The organism is Alkalibacterium gilvum, from assembly GCF_900109085.1.
Classification (GTDB): domain Bacteria; phylum Bacillota; class Bacilli; order Lactobacillales; family Carnobacteriaceae_A; genus Alkalibacterium; species Alkalibacterium gilvum.
This window is the reverse complement of the sequence record NZ_FNYW01000005.1, coordinates 20,997-36,678: the sequence shown is the minus strand read 5'-3', so window position 1 is coordinate 36,678 and position 15,682 is coordinate 20,997. Positions and strand designations below refer to the sequence as shown.

Annotated in this window: 13 protein-coding genes; 4 read left to right on the top strand and 9 right to left on the bottom strand. The window is 38.3% G+C overall.

The window, feature by feature from the left end:
• Nucleotides 1–8 precede the first annotated feature (8 nt).
• Nucleotides 9–476: a threonine/serine exporter family protein gene (locus BMX83_RS02940; protein WP_091633106.1), complete on the top strand. Its 468-nt coding sequence runs from the start codon at nt 9–11 to the stop codon at nt 474–476.
• Nucleotides 477–553: 77 nt separating this feature from the next.
• Here the strand turns inward: BMX83_RS02940 and BMX83_RS02935 are convergent, their stop codons facing one another.
• Together BMX83_RS02935 and BMX83_RS02930 are read right to left on the bottom strand one after the other, a co-directional pair.
• Nucleotides 554–2,173, bottom strand: a complete 1,620-nt coding sequence (locus BMX83_RS02935; protein WP_091633104.1) for a peptidoglycan DD-metalloendopeptidase family protein — start codon at nt 2,171–2,173, stop codon at nt 554–556.
• A 275-nt stretch (nt 2,174–2,448) separates the two neighbouring features.
• Nucleotides 2,449–2,964 carry a YehS family protein gene (locus BMX83_RS02930; RefSeq protein ID WP_091633101.1) on the bottom strand — a complete coding sequence of 172 codons (516 nt, stop codon included), beginning with the start codon at nt 2,962–2,964 and terminating at the stop codon, nt 2,449–2,451.
• 245 nt (nt 2,965–3,209) lie between these two features.
• Here BMX83_RS02930 and BMX83_RS02925 point away from each other — a divergent pair, with 245 nt between their 5' ends.
• The 3 genes from BMX83_RS02925 (at nt 3,210) to BMX83_RS02915 (ending at nt 6,329) form a co-directional block, all read left to right on the top strand.
• Nucleotides 3,210–4,010 (top strand): formate/nitrite transporter family protein, encoded by an 801-nt coding sequence (locus tag BMX83_RS02925; RefSeq protein WP_091633098.1) that lies wholly within the window; start codon nt 3,210–3,212, stop codon nt 4,008–4,010.
• Nucleotides 4,011–4,206: 196 nt separating this feature from the next.
• Complete coding sequence (locus BMX83_RS02920) at nt 4,207–5,436, top strand: cation:proton antiporter (protein WP_091633095.1); 1,230 nt, start codon at nt 4,207–4,209, stop codon at nt 5,434–5,436.
• Between the two features lie 185 nt (nt 5,437–5,621).
• A complete protein-coding gene (locus BMX83_RS02915) occupies nt 5,622–6,329 on the top strand; it encodes a DsbA family oxidoreductase (protein ID WP_091633093.1) in 708 nt (235 codons plus the stop codon).
• A 159-nt stretch (nt 6,330–6,488) separates the two neighbouring features.
• Here BMX83_RS02915 and BMX83_RS02910 read toward each other — a convergent pair whose 3' ends face one another.
• From BMX83_RS02910 to BMX83_RS02880, 7 genes are all read right to left on the bottom strand, one after another.
• Nucleotides 6,489–6,773 (bottom strand): YkvA family protein, encoded by a 285-nt coding sequence (locus BMX83_RS02910; protein ID WP_091633090.1) that lies wholly within the window; start codon nt 6,771–6,773, stop codon nt 6,489–6,491.
• A gap of 249 nt (nt 6,774–7,022) precedes the next feature.
• Nucleotides 7,023–7,868: an endonuclease/exonuclease/phosphatase family protein gene (locus tag BMX83_RS02905; RefSeq protein WP_091633088.1), complete on the bottom strand. Its 846-nt coding sequence runs from the start codon at nt 7,866–7,868 to the stop codon at nt 7,023–7,025.
• 21 nt (nt 7,869–7,889) lie between these two features.
• Entirely contained in the window at nt 7,890–10,073 is a 2,184-nt protein-coding gene (locus BMX83_RS02900; RefSeq protein WP_091633085.1) for a PTS transporter subunit IIBC, read from the bottom strand.
• Nucleotides 10,070–11,803 carry a glycoside hydrolase family 13 protein gene (locus tag BMX83_RS02895; protein ID WP_091633083.1) on the bottom strand — a complete coding sequence of 578 codons (1,734 nt, stop codon included), beginning with the start codon at nt 11,801–11,803 and terminating at the stop codon, nt 10,070–10,072. Before BMX83_RS02895 ends, BMX83_RS02900 begins: the two co-directional genes overlap by 4 nt.
• Before the next feature lie 171 nt (nt 11,804–11,974).
• Nucleotides 11,975–12,853, bottom strand: a complete 879-nt coding sequence (locus BMX83_RS02890; protein WP_281242029.1) for a sugar ABC transporter permease — start codon at nt 12,851–12,853, stop codon at nt 11,975–11,977.
• Entirely contained in the window at nt 12,853–14,169 is a 1,317-nt protein-coding gene (locus tag BMX83_RS02885) for a sugar ABC transporter permease (protein ID WP_091633080.1), read from the bottom strand. Before BMX83_RS02885 ends, BMX83_RS02890 begins: the two co-directional genes overlap by 1 nt.
• Before the next feature lie 159 nt (nt 14,170–14,328).
• Nucleotides 14,329–15,609, bottom strand: coding sequence for a sugar ABC transporter substrate-binding protein (locus BMX83_RS02880; protein ID WP_091633078.1), 1,281 nt, complete (start codon nt 15,607–15,609; stop codon nt 14,329–14,331).
• Nucleotides 15,610–15,682 lie beyond the last annotated feature (73 nt).

Genomic DNA, 15,682 nt, shown 5'->3' with positions numbered 1-15,682 from the left:
GTTAATCGATGATTTTAACTTATATTACTTATTTTTTAGCAGCTTTTGTTGCAACTTTTGGTTTCTGTGTCATGTACAATGTGCCGACACGTACCATCCTTGCCTCTAGTATTTCTGGTGCTTTTGGCTGGTTAGTTTACTACATTATAGCGTTACAATTTGAATTAGTCCTATTCATTGGCGCTGGGGCAGCATCCTTTCTCATTGCCTTTTTAAGTCAATGGTTTGCCAGACGCTATAAAATGCCTGTAATTGTATTTGCTGTTCCCGCAATTATTCCTCTTGTTCCGGGTAGTTCTGCCTATTCTATGATGCGTTCCTTTATCGAAGGAGATTCAGAGGCTGCTTTATTGTTCGCGACCGAGACATTTTTAGTTTCTGGTGCTATCGCTTTAGGCTTATCACTTAACAGTGGTCTATTCCAAGTGTTCTCCAGTCGAGCTTTTGGCAGACGAGAAAAACGATATTTACCTTGATTTTTATTCATTTAAAAAACATTATGTAAAAAAGACAAAAGCGAGGAGTTTAAAACTCCTCGCTTTTTCGTATTTAATTATCGGATATAATGTGCTGGGTTTACAGTTCTACCATTCTTATAAACAATGAAATGTAAATGTACACCTGTTGATCGTCCTGTCGTACCCATGATTCCCAACTGTTGTCCTTGCGAAACACTTTGCCCAACAGAAACACTCAATCCCGTCTGCATGTGTGCGTAAAGTGAACGATAGCCATCACCGTGATCAATAATCACTCTGTTACCATACGTCCCAGAGTAAGAGGCGGCTACAACTCTTCCTGCACGTGCAGCCCTAATTGGCCCACCTCCAGCAATATCTAGACCATTATGGAATGAACCGCGCTCATGTGTAACGGGGTGAATACGGTAGCCATAGCTTGAACTGAAATATCCACTGGCCGGACGTAGCCACCCACCGTTTGAAGACGTCGATGCTTCTTCTTTTTCTTTTTCAGCTTTTGCCTTTTCTGCTGCTATGCGTGCAGCCTCAGCACGTTCTGCTGCCGCTTTACGTGCGGCTTCTTCGCGTTCTTTTGCTGCTTTTTTCTCTTTTCTAGCGCTTTCTTCTTCTCTTGCTTTAGCAGTTGCTTTTTCCGCTTTGATTTTTTCTTGACGGCGTTTCTCTGCAGCTTTTTCTTTTTGCTTATTTTGATTATTTTTTTCGTCTTTATTTACAACTTGCATAACTTTTTCTTCTTCTACTGTTTCAGCTTTTTCTGCTGTTTGTCTTTTTTCTTCAGCAACATGTTCTTCTTCGCGTTTTTCTCTTGCCATACGTTCTTTTTCTAAACGCTCTTCCTCAGCAACTCGTAAAGCTTCTTGGCGTTTTTCTTCAGCAATTCGTTCTTCTTCCAAACGCTTTTCTTCAGCAATACGCTCTTCTTCTGCTTCTATATCTGCGCTCAAAGCCATTGTTTCTTGAGCTAGTACAAACTGGTCACTGACAAATTGATCCTTTTCAGTGGCATTCATTTGGTAACGTTCCGCCACGTACATGATTTCATTATCAAGTTCTGTTTGCTGTAAAGATAACTCTTCACGATTCGCTTTTACTTCAACTAAAAGTGTTTCAACCTGCTCTTTTTCTACTTGGATTTTTGATTCGGCTTCGACGAGAGCTTCCTGATCACGTTGTTGATCTTCGATTATTGTTTGATTAGCTGAAACCAATGTTCCAATAATACCCATTCGACCAATTAAATCTGAAAGATCTTCAGCAGAAATAATCATATGTACAATATTTGCCGGGTTCCACTTTGTTTGAGTTGCACGTGCCTGAGTCTGTAACTTTTCATTTCGCAATTCAATGGCTTCGGTTAATTTTTCAATTTCCTTATTTAATTCTTCAATTTCTTTATTTTTTTCCTCTAATCGTTCTTCCTGTGTTTCAATATCTTTAGTTAATCCTTCAATTGTTATTTGTAATGACTGGATATTCGTTTCCAATTCTTGTCTTTCCTGTTCTAGAGCAGACATTTCTGACTCAGTTTCTTCAATAACTGAACCTAACTCCTCTGAACGGTCTTCAATTGCTTCTTTCTCTTTTTTTAATTCTTCTAAAGATTCCTCTGCTTGAACCACATTTCCCATCAACGGGGCAGCGGTTGTAAACAACAGCGAGGAAACGAGGCCAAGGACTAATTTATTTTTCAAGTGATTTCCTCCATCATGTCAGTATTTTTACGTGTCATTTATCATGCATTTATCATTCGACTATTATTCAACGTTAGATTAATAGTACCACTCTTACGGATAGTATAAAAACAATAGCTGATTACAGTTATATTACACTTTCATTTAGACAAATTTTGGACAAAATTAACCCCACAAATATTTTTTCGTAAAGTCCATACCATTTCACTTAGTCAATCTAAATATACACGACATAATGAGGAACTTTTTACTGCTTATTTATTTTTACTATATGCTTACCCTCGATATTCTATTACCAAGCCTTTAAGGAAATTCCGTGCATATCTTTCGCCGCACTCCTGATAGTTTCGGTGATCTTCCTTTCTCAAAACAGCACTCAATTCACCTTTTGAAATATATACGTCAGCTTCTTCAAGAATATCGAGCATGTCTTCATTCGTCAATTTCAGGGCTACTTTAACCTTTTTAAGCAAGATATTGTTGACGTCCTTGTCATGCTTCAAAGCATGAGTCATCTTAACTGGCTCACCTGTCTTTGTCATTTGACGCCCTCTTTTATAAACAATCAGACCATTCAAGAATGATTCAAACAAGCGATTACTGCATTCTTTTTTATAGTGATTCTCTGTAAATTCATCGTCCTCTACTTCATTTTCGCTTTCTCTGGAAAGAAGATAACGCACGTCTCCAATGGAAAGATTAGATTCCCCAAGTTTAAAAATTTCTGTCATTTCTGAATCTTTTATATCTAATGCGTAACGCAGTCGCACCAACCGATCATTATTATTCATTTTTTTAGCACCTTTCTGTGATTTATCTTTTTAGTAATCAATTTCTTCATATAGTATACCTTTAATACTAGATGATAAAAAGAAAGAACACTATGTTCTTATATAGATAAATTTAAGTCGTATATTAATTATAAAAAAAAAGATAAAAAAAAATGAAATTTTTTTCACTTTTCCATTTAAAAATGTTTGGTATAGGTGTATGATATAAATATTGTGTAAAACTTAACAAAAAGGATGGAATCGTTATGGATGCAAATTATAGGGGACTCTTTTATAGTCTTGAAAAAAGTATCGAAAAGAAAAAACATCTGCTTGATGCAAGTGTTATGGGATATGGTATGCGAGCCATGCTTGCGACATTATTTTTAACTCTTGGAACATCAATCGCTGTGATTACTGCTCAATATGCTGAGGGCGCGATGCCGGGATCTGGGAAATTTTTATATTCCTTTATGTTCAGCTGGTCTTTGATCATGATTATCTATATGAATGCGGAGCTTGGAACATCTAACATGATGTATACCACTGTTGCTGTTCATAGAAAGTTTTTATCATTTAAAAATGCACTTATTCTACTTTTCACTTGTTTATTCTTCAATTTAATTGGCGGTATCATTTTTAGTTATCTTGTCTCTTTAACATCGATTTTCCAAGACTTGCCTGCTGATCACTTTTTATTTAGTGCCATCGAAGGTAAATTAGGCAAAACTCCCCTTCAAATTTTCACTGAAGGAATCCTTGCAAATGTCATTGTGAATACGGCTGTTTTTAGCACAATAAGAATGAAGGACGATGCTGGAAAAGTTATTGCCATGGTATTTATTATTTTTATTTTTGCTTTCTTAGGCTTTGAACACTTAATAGCCAACTTCTCATCATTTCCGCTGGCTTATTTCTCAGCAAACAGTCCCATTGTAGGAATGACTATCTCAGGCGTACTAACCAATTTCCTGTTTGCTGGCTTAGGTAACTTCGTAGGTGGTGGACTGATTATTGGTTTGTCATATTCATGGCTCAATCGTAAAAGTCCTGTCTACCAAGATTAATTTATCAGCTCATTTTTTAAAATTGAATCGTAAAGTGATCGGACATCTATATGGTCGATCACTTTTTTCTTATCATTTTTTATTACGCCTGAAACTATCCCCCTCCAAAATGACTCTTCATTTCAATTCATCAGCTATATTTGCTATTCTGTAAATAAACATATTATTTATATTTTGAAAGTGAGGTTATTGTACGATGGTTTTATTAAACCAAGTTTTAGTTCTTTTGCTAGTTAGCGTTATCGTCTTTATTATCGACATTAATAAAAAGTTTTTCCCGGTTCCCGTTGTTTTAGTACTTGTAGGGATGGCTTTATCTTCCTTATCGCTTTTCTCTGATTTTTCAGTTTCGCATGATGTATTGTATGACATCTTTATTCCTGGGCTTATATTTGTTTCTGCCTACCAGTTTTCTGCTCAGGCCCTAAAGAAAAATGCCGGCATCATTCTAACGTTTAGTACATTAGGAATGCTAGCAACTGTCTTACTTCTAGGTACGGGAGTCTATTGGGTCAGCTCTTTTTTCGAACCTTTGTCGTGGAGTGTTTCTTTTCTTCTTGCGGCCATTCTCGTTCCCACTGATCCTGTTTCAGTTGTTTCAATATTGAAAGGCAGCGGAGGCTCTGAAGAAGTTTCTGATATCGTTGAAGGCGAGTCACTTGTTAATGACGGAACCAGTATTGTTATTTTTACTATCCTTTTATCGATGGTTCAATCGGGTAACAGTTTTTCTGCTCTTAATTTTCTGGAAAGTTTTACTTATGTTTCTCTTGGTGGAATAGGTATTGGCCTTGTTTTCGGTTGGATCCTCAGCCAGGCTATACATATTACGTCTCACCATGAATATCAGGTTATACTAAGTATTCTAATCGCTTATGGTGGCTTTACTTTAGCAGAAATGGTGAATGCCTCTGGGGTGTTAGCTACCGTTGTGTCTGGTATTCTACTTTCATTTGCTTTTTCCAAGCATGATGAAAAAGAAGATGAGTTTCGCGACTCATTGGGTGGCTTTTGGAATGTGGTTGAACCAACCTTATCATCAATCTTGTTTCTCTTTATTGGGATTCAATCTGTTCACTATATTCATTTTCAAAAACCAATTATTTGGATTACTGCCACGATATTTTTTGTTCTTTCCATCCTTGCTCGCTTTCTTGTTTTGGGAAGTACCCTCTTGGTCGTGCCTTCTTGGAGAAGAAAGTTCGAACATTTAAACTCAGGTCTTTTCCTTTTATCATGGGCTGGCATAAAAGGGACGATGTCTGTCGTATTAATTCTTTGGGCTGAAAGTACTCTTACAATTGATAATAGTGTCTTTTTGATATCTGTCGCTTTTATTACCACCTTATTTTCTTTCATATTTCAAAGTGCCGGTGTTTACCCACTCTCCCGCTTCTTAAAAAAAGTGGATCACTCTGAAACGTAGAGCTACTCTTCCACTATAGCTTACTCGGTTCTAGTTTACATGCGTTTAGTTTATAAGTAAGCACTTACTAAGATGAAACACCTCAAGATAATAACTTATCGTGAGGTGTTTTTTGTTTGTACTTTTGACATACTCTTGGTATAGTGTATCTAACTTACTTTTAGGAAGCGAAGTGATGAATCAGAATGAAAATTGAAGTATGGTCCGATTATGTTTGTCCATTTTGTTATATTGGAAAGAGAGAGCTAGAACAGGCTCTCAAAGAAACGGGCTTAGCCGGTAAAGTTGATGTGGCATTCAAGGCATATGAGTTGGATCCTACAGCCTCTACTGTAGATAATTCGAAGGTTAAAGAAGCATTTGCTAAGAAAAAAGGATTGTCTGAGGCACAGGTTGAAGGTATGTATTCATCCATTACAGCACGAGCTGAGTCAGTTGGTTTAAGTTACGATTTTGAAAAAATGACTAGTGCGAACACCAGAAAAGCTCACAGATTAGCAAAGTTCGCTGAAACTCAAGGAAAAGGTGCTGAGGCAGATGAAGCCTTATTAGCCGCTCATTTCACTCATAATCTTGCATTAAACGATGACAATGTCTTGTTAGATATTGCTGAAAAAATCGGCCTATCTCGTGAAGATGCCAAAAACGTTCTTTCAAGCAACCAATATGACGGTGATGTCACCAAAGATATCCAAGAAGCGAGAGCTGTCGGTGTCCAGGGTGTGCCATTCTTTGTCTTTGAAAGAAAATATGCGATATCCGGTGCTCAACCGCAAGAAGTTTTTCAGGATACATTGAAAAAAATAGCAGCAGAACTTGAAATCAAACCTGACCTACAAATGGTTGGCAACAAAAACGGCGAGACTTGTGAAGATGGCTCTTGCCCAATTTAAATTAGACACGATAGAAAAAACAAGATCCATATCTGGGTAACTCAGTATGGTTCTTGTTTTTTTGTTATAGATAAATAGCACCAAGATTACCTTTTACTTGCCTCGCTCATTGAAGGGTATAAAAAAATCCTCTTCATTAGAAGAGGCTTAACCAATTGATTAATCGACTTTTTCAGCTTCTTTTCTCACTCGAACGGGTTCCGCTTCTTCATCATTTGAGAGCAATCTTTCTGCAACCAATAAAAGAATAGGCAGAATAACATCATCAGCATAGCCGACCATTGGAATAAAGTCCGGAATAATATCAACGGGACTCAAAATATACAAAATAATTCCAGCAACCATCACTTTCCTTTTTGTTTCTACTTTTGCATCAAAAAGGGAGAGTGCTAATGATTTAATTTTAGATAGCGGTGTTTTTCTCTGTTTTTTATGAAGTTTCATTATCCAACTTCCTTTCAGTGTAACTAGCGTTTTATTTATATTAGACTACAGTCACCTTATGACTTTTTACATTAATTTTCTACATATTTAGTATAACACAAGCTATTTCAGAGTAAATACGTCTTAAGGACTAGATTTTCTTTCAAAAAAAAGCGGTTCAATATTTTCACTATTCTCTTTTCCCCATTGAAAAAAGCCTGCATGTAGACCAATAAGGCTACTGCAGGCTTTAACTATCTATAGTGTTTGTTATTTTTCGGTCAGTTCCACTTCAACACCAAAATGATCACTGACTATGGGGCCATTTTCATTGTCAAAAACTACACGATATGTGTCGATATGTTTTCTATTATCGGTGAAAATATAATCGATCCGTTTTTCATCCGCATGACCCTCCCATCCATCAATGGCACTTATCACTGTCGCTTCTCCAACCTTTTTCTCGGCTTCAGTGTAAGTATCTGATAGGAATGGTGTGGTCATATTAATGTAGTTATACCCTTCACCAGCCAAAGTGGCCTCATTATTGAAATCTCCCATAATTAAGTGACTTGTTTTATCATCATCTTCCAACAGGGTTCTCGTTCTATCCCATTCACTCTTAAATAGCTCACGACCTTTTCCATCTTTCCACCAAGAATAGTGACATGAGAGTATATTCCAACGATTCCCATTCACCCTAGTCGCGGCCTTTAAAACACGCCTTGTATAGTGATGGGTATAGTCATCACTATTAGAGACTCGCAAACTCTCTGCAGTATAGGGGGTCTGAGAGAGTAGTGCTACGCCTTCATCATACTTATCGTATCCGATATGATTCGCTGTCCAACTCCAGTAATAGTTTAAGCCTCTTTCTCTTAATCCTTTTACAATGAGCAAGGCAAAATTATCAGCTTTAATACGGATACCAGGATCATCGCCTTCAGGCTGTATAAATCCTGGGTCCTCCACTTCTTCCGCCTCTATCGACTGATTGATTTCTTGGAGCGCTATAAATGTATAATCTTTTGCTAGTATTCTATCAATAATTTTTTCGATTTTATCATAAGATTCTTCTTCCATCCATGCATGGGTATTTAGGGTCAAGACCTTCATCTTGCACTCTCCTTGAATAAGTTACTTTATCCGTCCAATATAATCGGTCCCTTTAACCTCTTTCTCAGCTTCTATTTCAAGGGTCTGAGTTTCGTTAAGGTTTGTGAAGACGACAAGGATTGATGTATCTTTTCCTGCTTCTTCAACCTTATTTCGGTACATTCTAGCAAGGGACTGACCTACTTCAATCGTGTCGCCTTCTTTCACTTTCACATCAAAAGCAGTTCCTTCAAGTTCAACCGTATCAATCCCCATGTGCACGAGGACTTCCACCCCTTCTGACGTCTCTAAGCCAATCGCATGTTTTGTTGGAAAGACATTTGTCACCTTTCCAGAAACAGGTGAGACTACAGCATTATCAGCAGGAACAACTGCGAATCCATCTCCCATCATTTTCTGTGAGAAGACTGCGTCGTTGACTTCTGTAATAGGGAGAAGCTGTCCATTGGCTACAGAGTAAATATCTTGCGGGCTCACTTTTGTAGTGTCAGCCATTGGGGTTGTTTCAGGTTGCTCTTCGACTGAATTATCCTCACTAATAGATGAAGGTGGGATAACCGTATTTGAATCTAGAACATCCATAATGTCTGATTTCAGTACATCGGCTTTCGGACCATAAATAGCCTGAACACCAGTCTCTTTATGGACTAGCCCCATTGCGCCTGCTTTTTTCCAGTGCGCTTCAGTACCGACTTTATTTGTATCCTTCACTGTAATGCGTAATCGTGTCATACAGGCATCCACATCGGATATATTCTCTTTTCCACCTAATAAATGAATAATGTCATAGACTTGTTGAGCAGCGTTTACTTCTTTATTATCCGAGGACGTTGTTTCTTCTTGCGCACTCTCATAATTACCTTGACGTCCTGGTGTTGCATATTTGAATTTCTTGATTAAAAAGTCAGATATAAAATACATCACGACAGCAAAGAGTAAGGTTACCCAAATGAAGTTAAATAAATCCCAGCCTAATCCCGCACGCAAAGCGAGTGGTGTACGTGTCAATAACTCTATATTTCCAAAGGCATGTATCCTTAATGGAACGAGATCTGCCATAGCAAATGCCAGCCCTTGAACAACGGAATAAACACCATAAAGTGGCATAGCTGCAAACATAAACATAAATTCTAATGGCTCTGTTACACCCGTAAGAAAAACAGCTAGTCCAGCTGAAATATACATGGACTTGTAGGCCTTACGCTTATCTTTATCCACATTTTTATACATGGCGTAAGCTAATCCCATGAGTGTACCAGAAGAACCAATCATTTGTCCGACTTTAAATCGGGCCGGTATGAAATTCTCAACAGCATATTGGTATGTGCTTGTATCGCCAGCCTGATCTAAGTTAACTAAATCTCTCGCCCAAGCTAACCACAACGGGTCTTGTCCGAAAACTAATGCACCTTCTTGAGCACCACTCAAAATTTCGTATGTGCCACCAAGCGGGGTATAGTTAATGGGTATAGTTAGCATATGATGTAGCCCAAATGGCAAGAGTAGACGTTCAAGTGTACCGAATAGGAACGGCGCTAATACTGGAGCTGTATCTTGAGATTCTGCAATCCAGACACCAAAGCTATTGATTCCACCTTGAATAACTGGCCATACAAAAGCCAAGACAACAGAAGCAATTAGTGACCATAGGATAACGACAAAGGGAACAAAGCGCTTTCCGTTAAAGAATGATAAGGCATCCGGTAGTTTTCTGAAATTATAATATTTATTGAAAGCCATTGCTCCCATAAATCCAGCAATAATCCCAACAAAAACGCCCATATTAAGTGCAGGTGCTTCAAGAACACTCGTAAAGTAACCATCAACAGGAATTTCTGTCCCGAATAGTGTCTTCGTAACAGCTGTCTCATCTCCGAGCATATCACCCGTCACACCAAAGATTGCACCAGTAATTCGATTAATCAGAATAAAACTGATTCCGGCAGCAAATGCACCACCGGCTCTATCTTTAGCCCAGCTACCACCAATGGCTAGAGCAAAGAGAATGTGTAAATTCCCAATAATAGCCCAACCAATATTTTCTATGACGCTTCCAAATGCAACCAATGTTTGTAAATCAGGATTAATTAGAGGTATTGACCCACCAATACTAATCATCAGTCCTGCTGCTGGCATTACAGCAATAACTCCCATCAGAGCCTTACCAAATTTTTGCCAAAATTCAAAATTCATTATTTTCTTCATGATTCTTCTCCTCCATTCTCTATTTGTTTTTCGTCCAGTTCATAGTAGTTCGGATCATGCCATACTTTTTGCTTAGCTACTTTGTAAACGCGAGCTTCGTACGGACGCAAAATCATTTTTGCATTAGACTCATCGCTTACTTTGTAATTACTCAATTTCATTTCGCCAAGGACAAGCTCTTCTGACAAATCAAGGGTGGTTGACTGGTCAAAAAGGTTAACAATAATGACGTAAACCACATTGTCATAAGATCTAAGGTAGGCGTAAACGTGATCATGTTCTTTGGCAATAAGTTCATAGTGTCCATAAATAAGTGTCGGTGTTGTTCGTCTCATCTGTATCATTTTTTTGTAATAATGATAGATTGAGTCAGGATCATTGAGCGATTGTTCAACGTTGATATCCGGATAATTAGCATTTATACCTATCCATGGAAGTCCTGTAGTGAAGCCAGCTTGCGGCTCACTTGTCCACTGCATCGGCGTTCGTGAATTATCACGTCCGTTTTTCCAAATATAAGCCATAATCTCTTCATGTGACTGTCCATTTTGTATTTCCTCTTGGTACATATTTTTCATGCCAACATCATCATAATCTTCAATTGAATCAAATTGAACATTGGTCATTCCAATCTCTTGTCCTTGATAAATAAAAGGCGTTCCTTGCATAAAGAAATAAAAAGTAGCAAGCGCTTTAGCTGAAGTCCTTCTTAAATCAGCATCGTTCCCCCAAGTAGAAACCGATCGTGCTAAATCATGGTTTTCAATAAACAAGGCATTCCAACCTCGTCCGTCAAGTCCATGCTGCCAACGCGTCATAACTTCTTTAAGCTTGTGTATATCTAAGCCATCACTATTTGCTCCCCAAAGGCCTAGATGCTCAAATTGGAAAATCATATCGAAGTAACCGTTTTCTTCATCAACCCATCTGTCTGCATCTTGAATCGTTACCCCATTCGCTTCCCCAACAGTCATGACATCATATTTATGCAATGTACGTTCAGCAAACTCCGATAGAAACAAATCGATCCCTGCTTGATTCATATGTCCTTCAAAAGAGGGAACGTATCTTTTATTTAAAGGGTTTGGCATATTTGGGAAGCCATTTTTCTTCTTGATATGAGAAATAGCATCGACTCTGAAGCCATCGATACCTTTGTCTAACCACCAGTTAACCATTTCATATAACTTTTCACGTACTTCTTTGTTTTCCCAATTTAAATCTGGTTGCTTCTTTGAGAACACGTGCATGTAGTATTCTTTTGATTGTTCATCATATTCCCAGACAGAACCACCAAAAATGGATTCCCAATTATTAATATCAGAATTATCTGGCGTACCAGGATGCCAAATATAATAATCCCTATAAGGGTTATCCTTGGAGGAGCGTGCCTCAACAAACCATTCGTGTTCATCTGAGGTATGGTTAATAACAAGATCCATAATGATTTTCATACCGCGTTTGTGTGTTTCTTCCAATAATTGATCGAAATCTTCCATTGTACCAAATTCATCCATAATGGCATGGTAGTCACTGATATCATAACCATTATCATCATTAGGTGATTGATAAATCGGGCTGACCCAGATAACATCAATACCTAGTTCTTTTATATAATCAAGTTTTTCTATAATGCCGCGAATATCTCCAACACCATCACCATTAGAATCATAAAAACTGCGAGGGTAAATTTGATACGCCACAGCCTTCTTCCACCATTGCTTTTTCATTTAATCATTCTCCTATTTAGCATTGCTTTTTTTAGCTTACTTCATAACTTCTTTATTAACTCTTAGCTTAAAGACTAATGGTATTTCATTCAACATCTATTCCAATGTTAACGGTATCAGGTTTTTAAGCAGCAAAAAAGTCCTGGTATAAACCAGAACTTTTTATGTGTTTTATCCTTTTGTTGCACCTGATGCTAACCCTGAAATAAGGTATTTTTGGAGCATCAAGTAGACCGTTGCGATTGGTACAGCAATCAGTACTGCTCCCGCCGCAAATCGACTGAAGTTGTTCGAGAACTGAGCATTAACGAAGTTATAAAGCCCGAGTGCTAGCGTATAGTTCTCAGGACTACGCAACACAATCCGCGGTAATATAAAATCCATGAAAGGCGTCATGAAGTTGAATAACGCTACAACGGATAAGATCGGTTTGGCAAGGGGTAAAAGAATCTCGAAAAAGATTCTGAAATGACCAGCGCCATCCATTTTAGCTGATTCATCCAATGATTTCGGCAAGGTATCAAAGTATCCCTTGACCAAGAAGGCATTCATTGGAATTCCTCCGCCAATATAGATGAGTATCAAGCCCCATAAATTATCTAGAAGTCCCACAATATTAAGTAAAATGTAAAGAGCTACCATAGCCATTAATACCGGGAACATTTGTAGAAGCAAGAAAGCGTACAAGCCATTCTTACGTCCTTTGAATCGGTAACGAGAAAAGGCATAGGCAACAAAACTAACTGTTAGAGTCGTAACAATAGTGACTACTGTCGATACAAAGAGTGTGTTCCTATACCAGAGTAGATAATCACTTCTTGGATTAGTAAAGAGCCATTTAAAGTTTTCCAATGACCAGTTTTCTGGCGATAGCGATGCTGTATAAAGATTGCTTGTCGTATTCATCGACATCGCAAAAGCCCAGAAAAGCGGGTAGGCGATGATGACGAACATTACAGCTAGGACCAAGTAAATCAATGCCACTTCGAAGCGACTCTTTTGCTTGCGGTTCATCTGGTTGCTGCTTATTTTTTTGAAAAGTTTATTCATTACATGTTGCCCTCCTCTTTGAACGAACGTGAGCGTCTAAATTGGAAAAACGCAAAGGTTGCGACAATAATTCCTAAGATCAGTGAAATGGCAGCTGCCATACTGAACTGCGAATTAGTGAAGGTCAAGTTATAGACCCAAGAAATCAGGATGTCCGTCCCCCCGGCATTCTGACCACGAATAGCTGGCCCGCCTTCGTTAAACAAGTAAATAATATTGAAGTTATTGAAGTTAAAGGTATACTGCGTTAACAATAGTGGACCAGTCGCAAACATTAAATGTGGGAAAGTAATGTTTGTAAATTTTTGCCACCGCGAAGCTCCGTCCATTTCCGCTGCTTCATACCAGTCATCGGATATTCCTTGGAGTACCCCTGAAAATAGGGCATAAACATAAGGAAAGCCGAGCCAAACTTGAATCATGATGATCGCAATACGACTCCACATCACTTCTGTCATCCAGGGTATGGTCGTATTGAATAAGGGTTGAATAATATCTGTATTTATCGCACCAAAGTTATCGTTGAATAATGCTGAGAAAATAATAATGGTGACAAACCCTGGGACTGCCCATGGTAAAATAAGTATGGTACGAATAAATTTCTTTCCTTTTATCCGCTTATCATTGGTTAGAATAGCTAAAAACATTGCCAAGGAAATTTGTAACGTCGTTGCGACAAATGTCCAAGTTATTGTCCAAGTGAGTACGCTTAAAAAGGTGTCGCGCCACTCAGACAATGTAACCAGTCGAATAAAGTTTTCAAAGCCTACCCAACTTAATAAGTTACGTGGGGGTGCATTATATAGGTTGTAGTTTGTAAAGGCTAAAAACGCCATAAACAATAGGGGTAAAATAACTACAAATATTAAAAGGGCAAAACCTGGTCCAATCAGTACATATGGAAAAGCAGTATCCCAAGAATTTCGGAAGTTTTCGATTACTCCTCCAGGCACCCAGCCATCTCTGATTTTCTGTGCTTCATTCTTTGCATCTTGAATATTAATCCAGTAAAGTGCCGCATAAAACAGCGTGAAAAGTAATGCTAAAATACCTTCGATTAAGTAAACACGTGAGTCATCCACTCGTGCTTCTGTCCCAAGCGTAATCAGTCCTTGCAGCCCTGAGGTAACAAAATCGAACATCACAAATGCAAAGGCAGCAAATAGTATAAATAGGGCAATTCCTTTTAATTTTCGTTTATTATAAATCTGCCCCATACCGGGTATAATTGATAACAACATTGCCTTTTTTGGACTATGATTCATATTGGCCACACGTGTCTGAGTCGGTTTATTTTGATTATTGTTACTAGCCATAATTTCTCTCCTTCTACTCGCCTTATAGTAGTTCCTTATGTCTAAAGAGTTGAACATATCAGCTCTTTACACATAATCAACTAATATGAAGAAGGAGATCGAGTCAAAAGTAACTCAATCTCCAATTTCAAATTAGCTAGACGCTATACTTTATCTTAATTATTGACCCATTAGTGAAATTTCTGATTCAATTGTTTGAACAGCTTCATCTAATACTTCCTGTACATCGTCGCCTTGTTGGATAAACTGAAGCGCATCACCCATTGGATCCCATACTTGTGACATTTCTGGAATGTTTGGCATTGGATGTGCATTTTTTGTCTGAGCAAAAATCGGTGCCATTAGCTCATCTTCAATTTCTACAGCTGTGTGTGCAGGTAATTCACCAGCGACATCATAATATGTTTCTGAACTTTCTGCATTTGTCATAAAGAGTGCCAATTCTGTTGCCCAATATTGATTATCTGTATAATAGTTAACAAGCCATCCCTTGTTTCCTGAGAATGATGTTAATTGCTCGCCATCTTTTGAAGGCAATTCAGCAACCATCAAGCTATCTCCAAGTGCTGTTTCATAGTCTGGAATAGCCCAAGGGCCGTTGATGATCATTCCTACTTGTCCGTCCATGAACAAGCTGTTCGCAACTTCTAAATCAGTTCCTTGAGGCATAAGTCCATCTTCAAACCATGATTGAATACTTTCCACTGATTCAACAGCTTCCGGTGTATTTAAACCGATATCTGATGTGTCGTAAGAACCATCTTCGTTTTGGGCAAAGATGTAGCCACCATCAGCAGTGATAAACGGATAGGTGAAGTATAAGTCGGCCGCGTTCATCATAAAGCCGTATTGTTCGCCTTCAGTCAGGTCAGCAGCGGTCTGAGTCAAGTCTTCTATTGTTTCAGGTGCTTCTTCGACCAGATCTGTATTGATGAACAAACCATATGTTTCAACAACAGCTGGAATACCATATTGAGCTCCTTCATAACTGAATGCCGTTACAGCTTCTTCGTTGTACTCACCCAAACGATCCATTTGATCATCTGTTAATTCCAGTTCTGCAGCTAAACCTTGCAAGTGGATATCTCCCATACGGTCATGGGGCTGGAAGAATAAGTCAGGTCCTTGACCAGACGGTGCATCTAGACTCATCCCTTCTGTTTGCTCCAACATGCTGTACGGTGTAATTTCTATCTCGATACCATGTTCTTCAGTAAAGTTAGATGTAATTTCATCATAAGCGTTTAATTGTGCTTCTTCATCGTTGACCCAAACTTTTAGTGTGTCAGGTTTTTCAGGAATTTCGTTACTTGCAGTATCTTCTGAAGTATCACCTGATGTATCTTCTGAATCTGAATTATCACCTGTTCCGCATGCAGCAAGTAGTCCAGCAGTGGAAAGTAGTAATAGCCCTTTGTACCATAATTTCTTCTCTAACATTGTATTACCTCCTAATATATTTTTATCTACATTTGTCTCTCACTTCATCTTCTAACGCATATTAAAAATTAAA

Bases quoted from the DNA above. Each gene is read 5' to 3' on its own strand.
- BMX83_RS02940 (WP_091633106.1), top strand. From the start codon at position 9: ATGATTTTAACTTATATTACTTATTTTTTAGCAGCTTTTGTTGCAACT.
- BMX83_RS02930 (WP_091633101.1), bottom strand. From the start codon at position 2,964: ATGAATAATAATGATCGGTTGGTGCGACTGCGTTACGCATTAGATATA.
- BMX83_RS02925 (WP_091633098.1), top strand. From the start codon at position 3,210: ATGGATGCAAATTATAGGGGACTCTTTTATAGTCTTGAAAAAAGTATC.
- BMX83_RS02920 (WP_091633095.1), top strand. From the start codon at position 4,207: ATGGTTTTATTAAACCAAGTTTTAGTTCTTTTGCTAGTTAGCGTTATC.
- BMX83_RS02915 (WP_091633093.1), top strand. From the start codon at position 5,622: ATGAAAATTGAAGTATGGTCCGATTATGTTTGTCCATTTTGTTATATT.
- BMX83_RS02910 (WP_091633090.1), bottom strand. From the start codon at position 6,773: ATGAAACTTCATAAAAAACAGAGAAAAACACCGCTATCTAAAATTAAA.
- BMX83_RS02905 (WP_091633088.1), bottom strand. From the start codon at position 7,868: ATGAAGGTCTTGACCCTAAATACCCATGCATGGATGGAAGAAGAATCT.
- BMX83_RS02900 (WP_091633085.1), bottom strand. From the start codon at position 10,073: ATGAAGAAAATAATGAATTTTGAATTTTGGCAAAAATTTGGTAAGGCT.
- BMX83_RS02895 (WP_091633083.1), bottom strand. From the start codon at position 11,803: ATGAAAAAGCAATGGTGGAAGAAGGCTGTGGCGTATCAAATTTACCCT.
- BMX83_RS02890 (WP_281242029.1), bottom strand. From the start codon at position 12,853: ATGAATAAACTTTTCAAAAAAATAAGCAGCAACCAGATGAACCGCAAG.
- BMX83_RS02885 (WP_091633080.1), bottom strand. From the start codon at position 14,169: ATGGCTAGTAACAATAATCAAAATAAACCGACTCAGACACGTGTGGCC.
- BMX83_RS02880 (WP_091633078.1), bottom strand. From the start codon at position 15,609: ATGTTAGAGAAGAAATTATGGTACAAAGGGCTATTACTACTTTCCACT.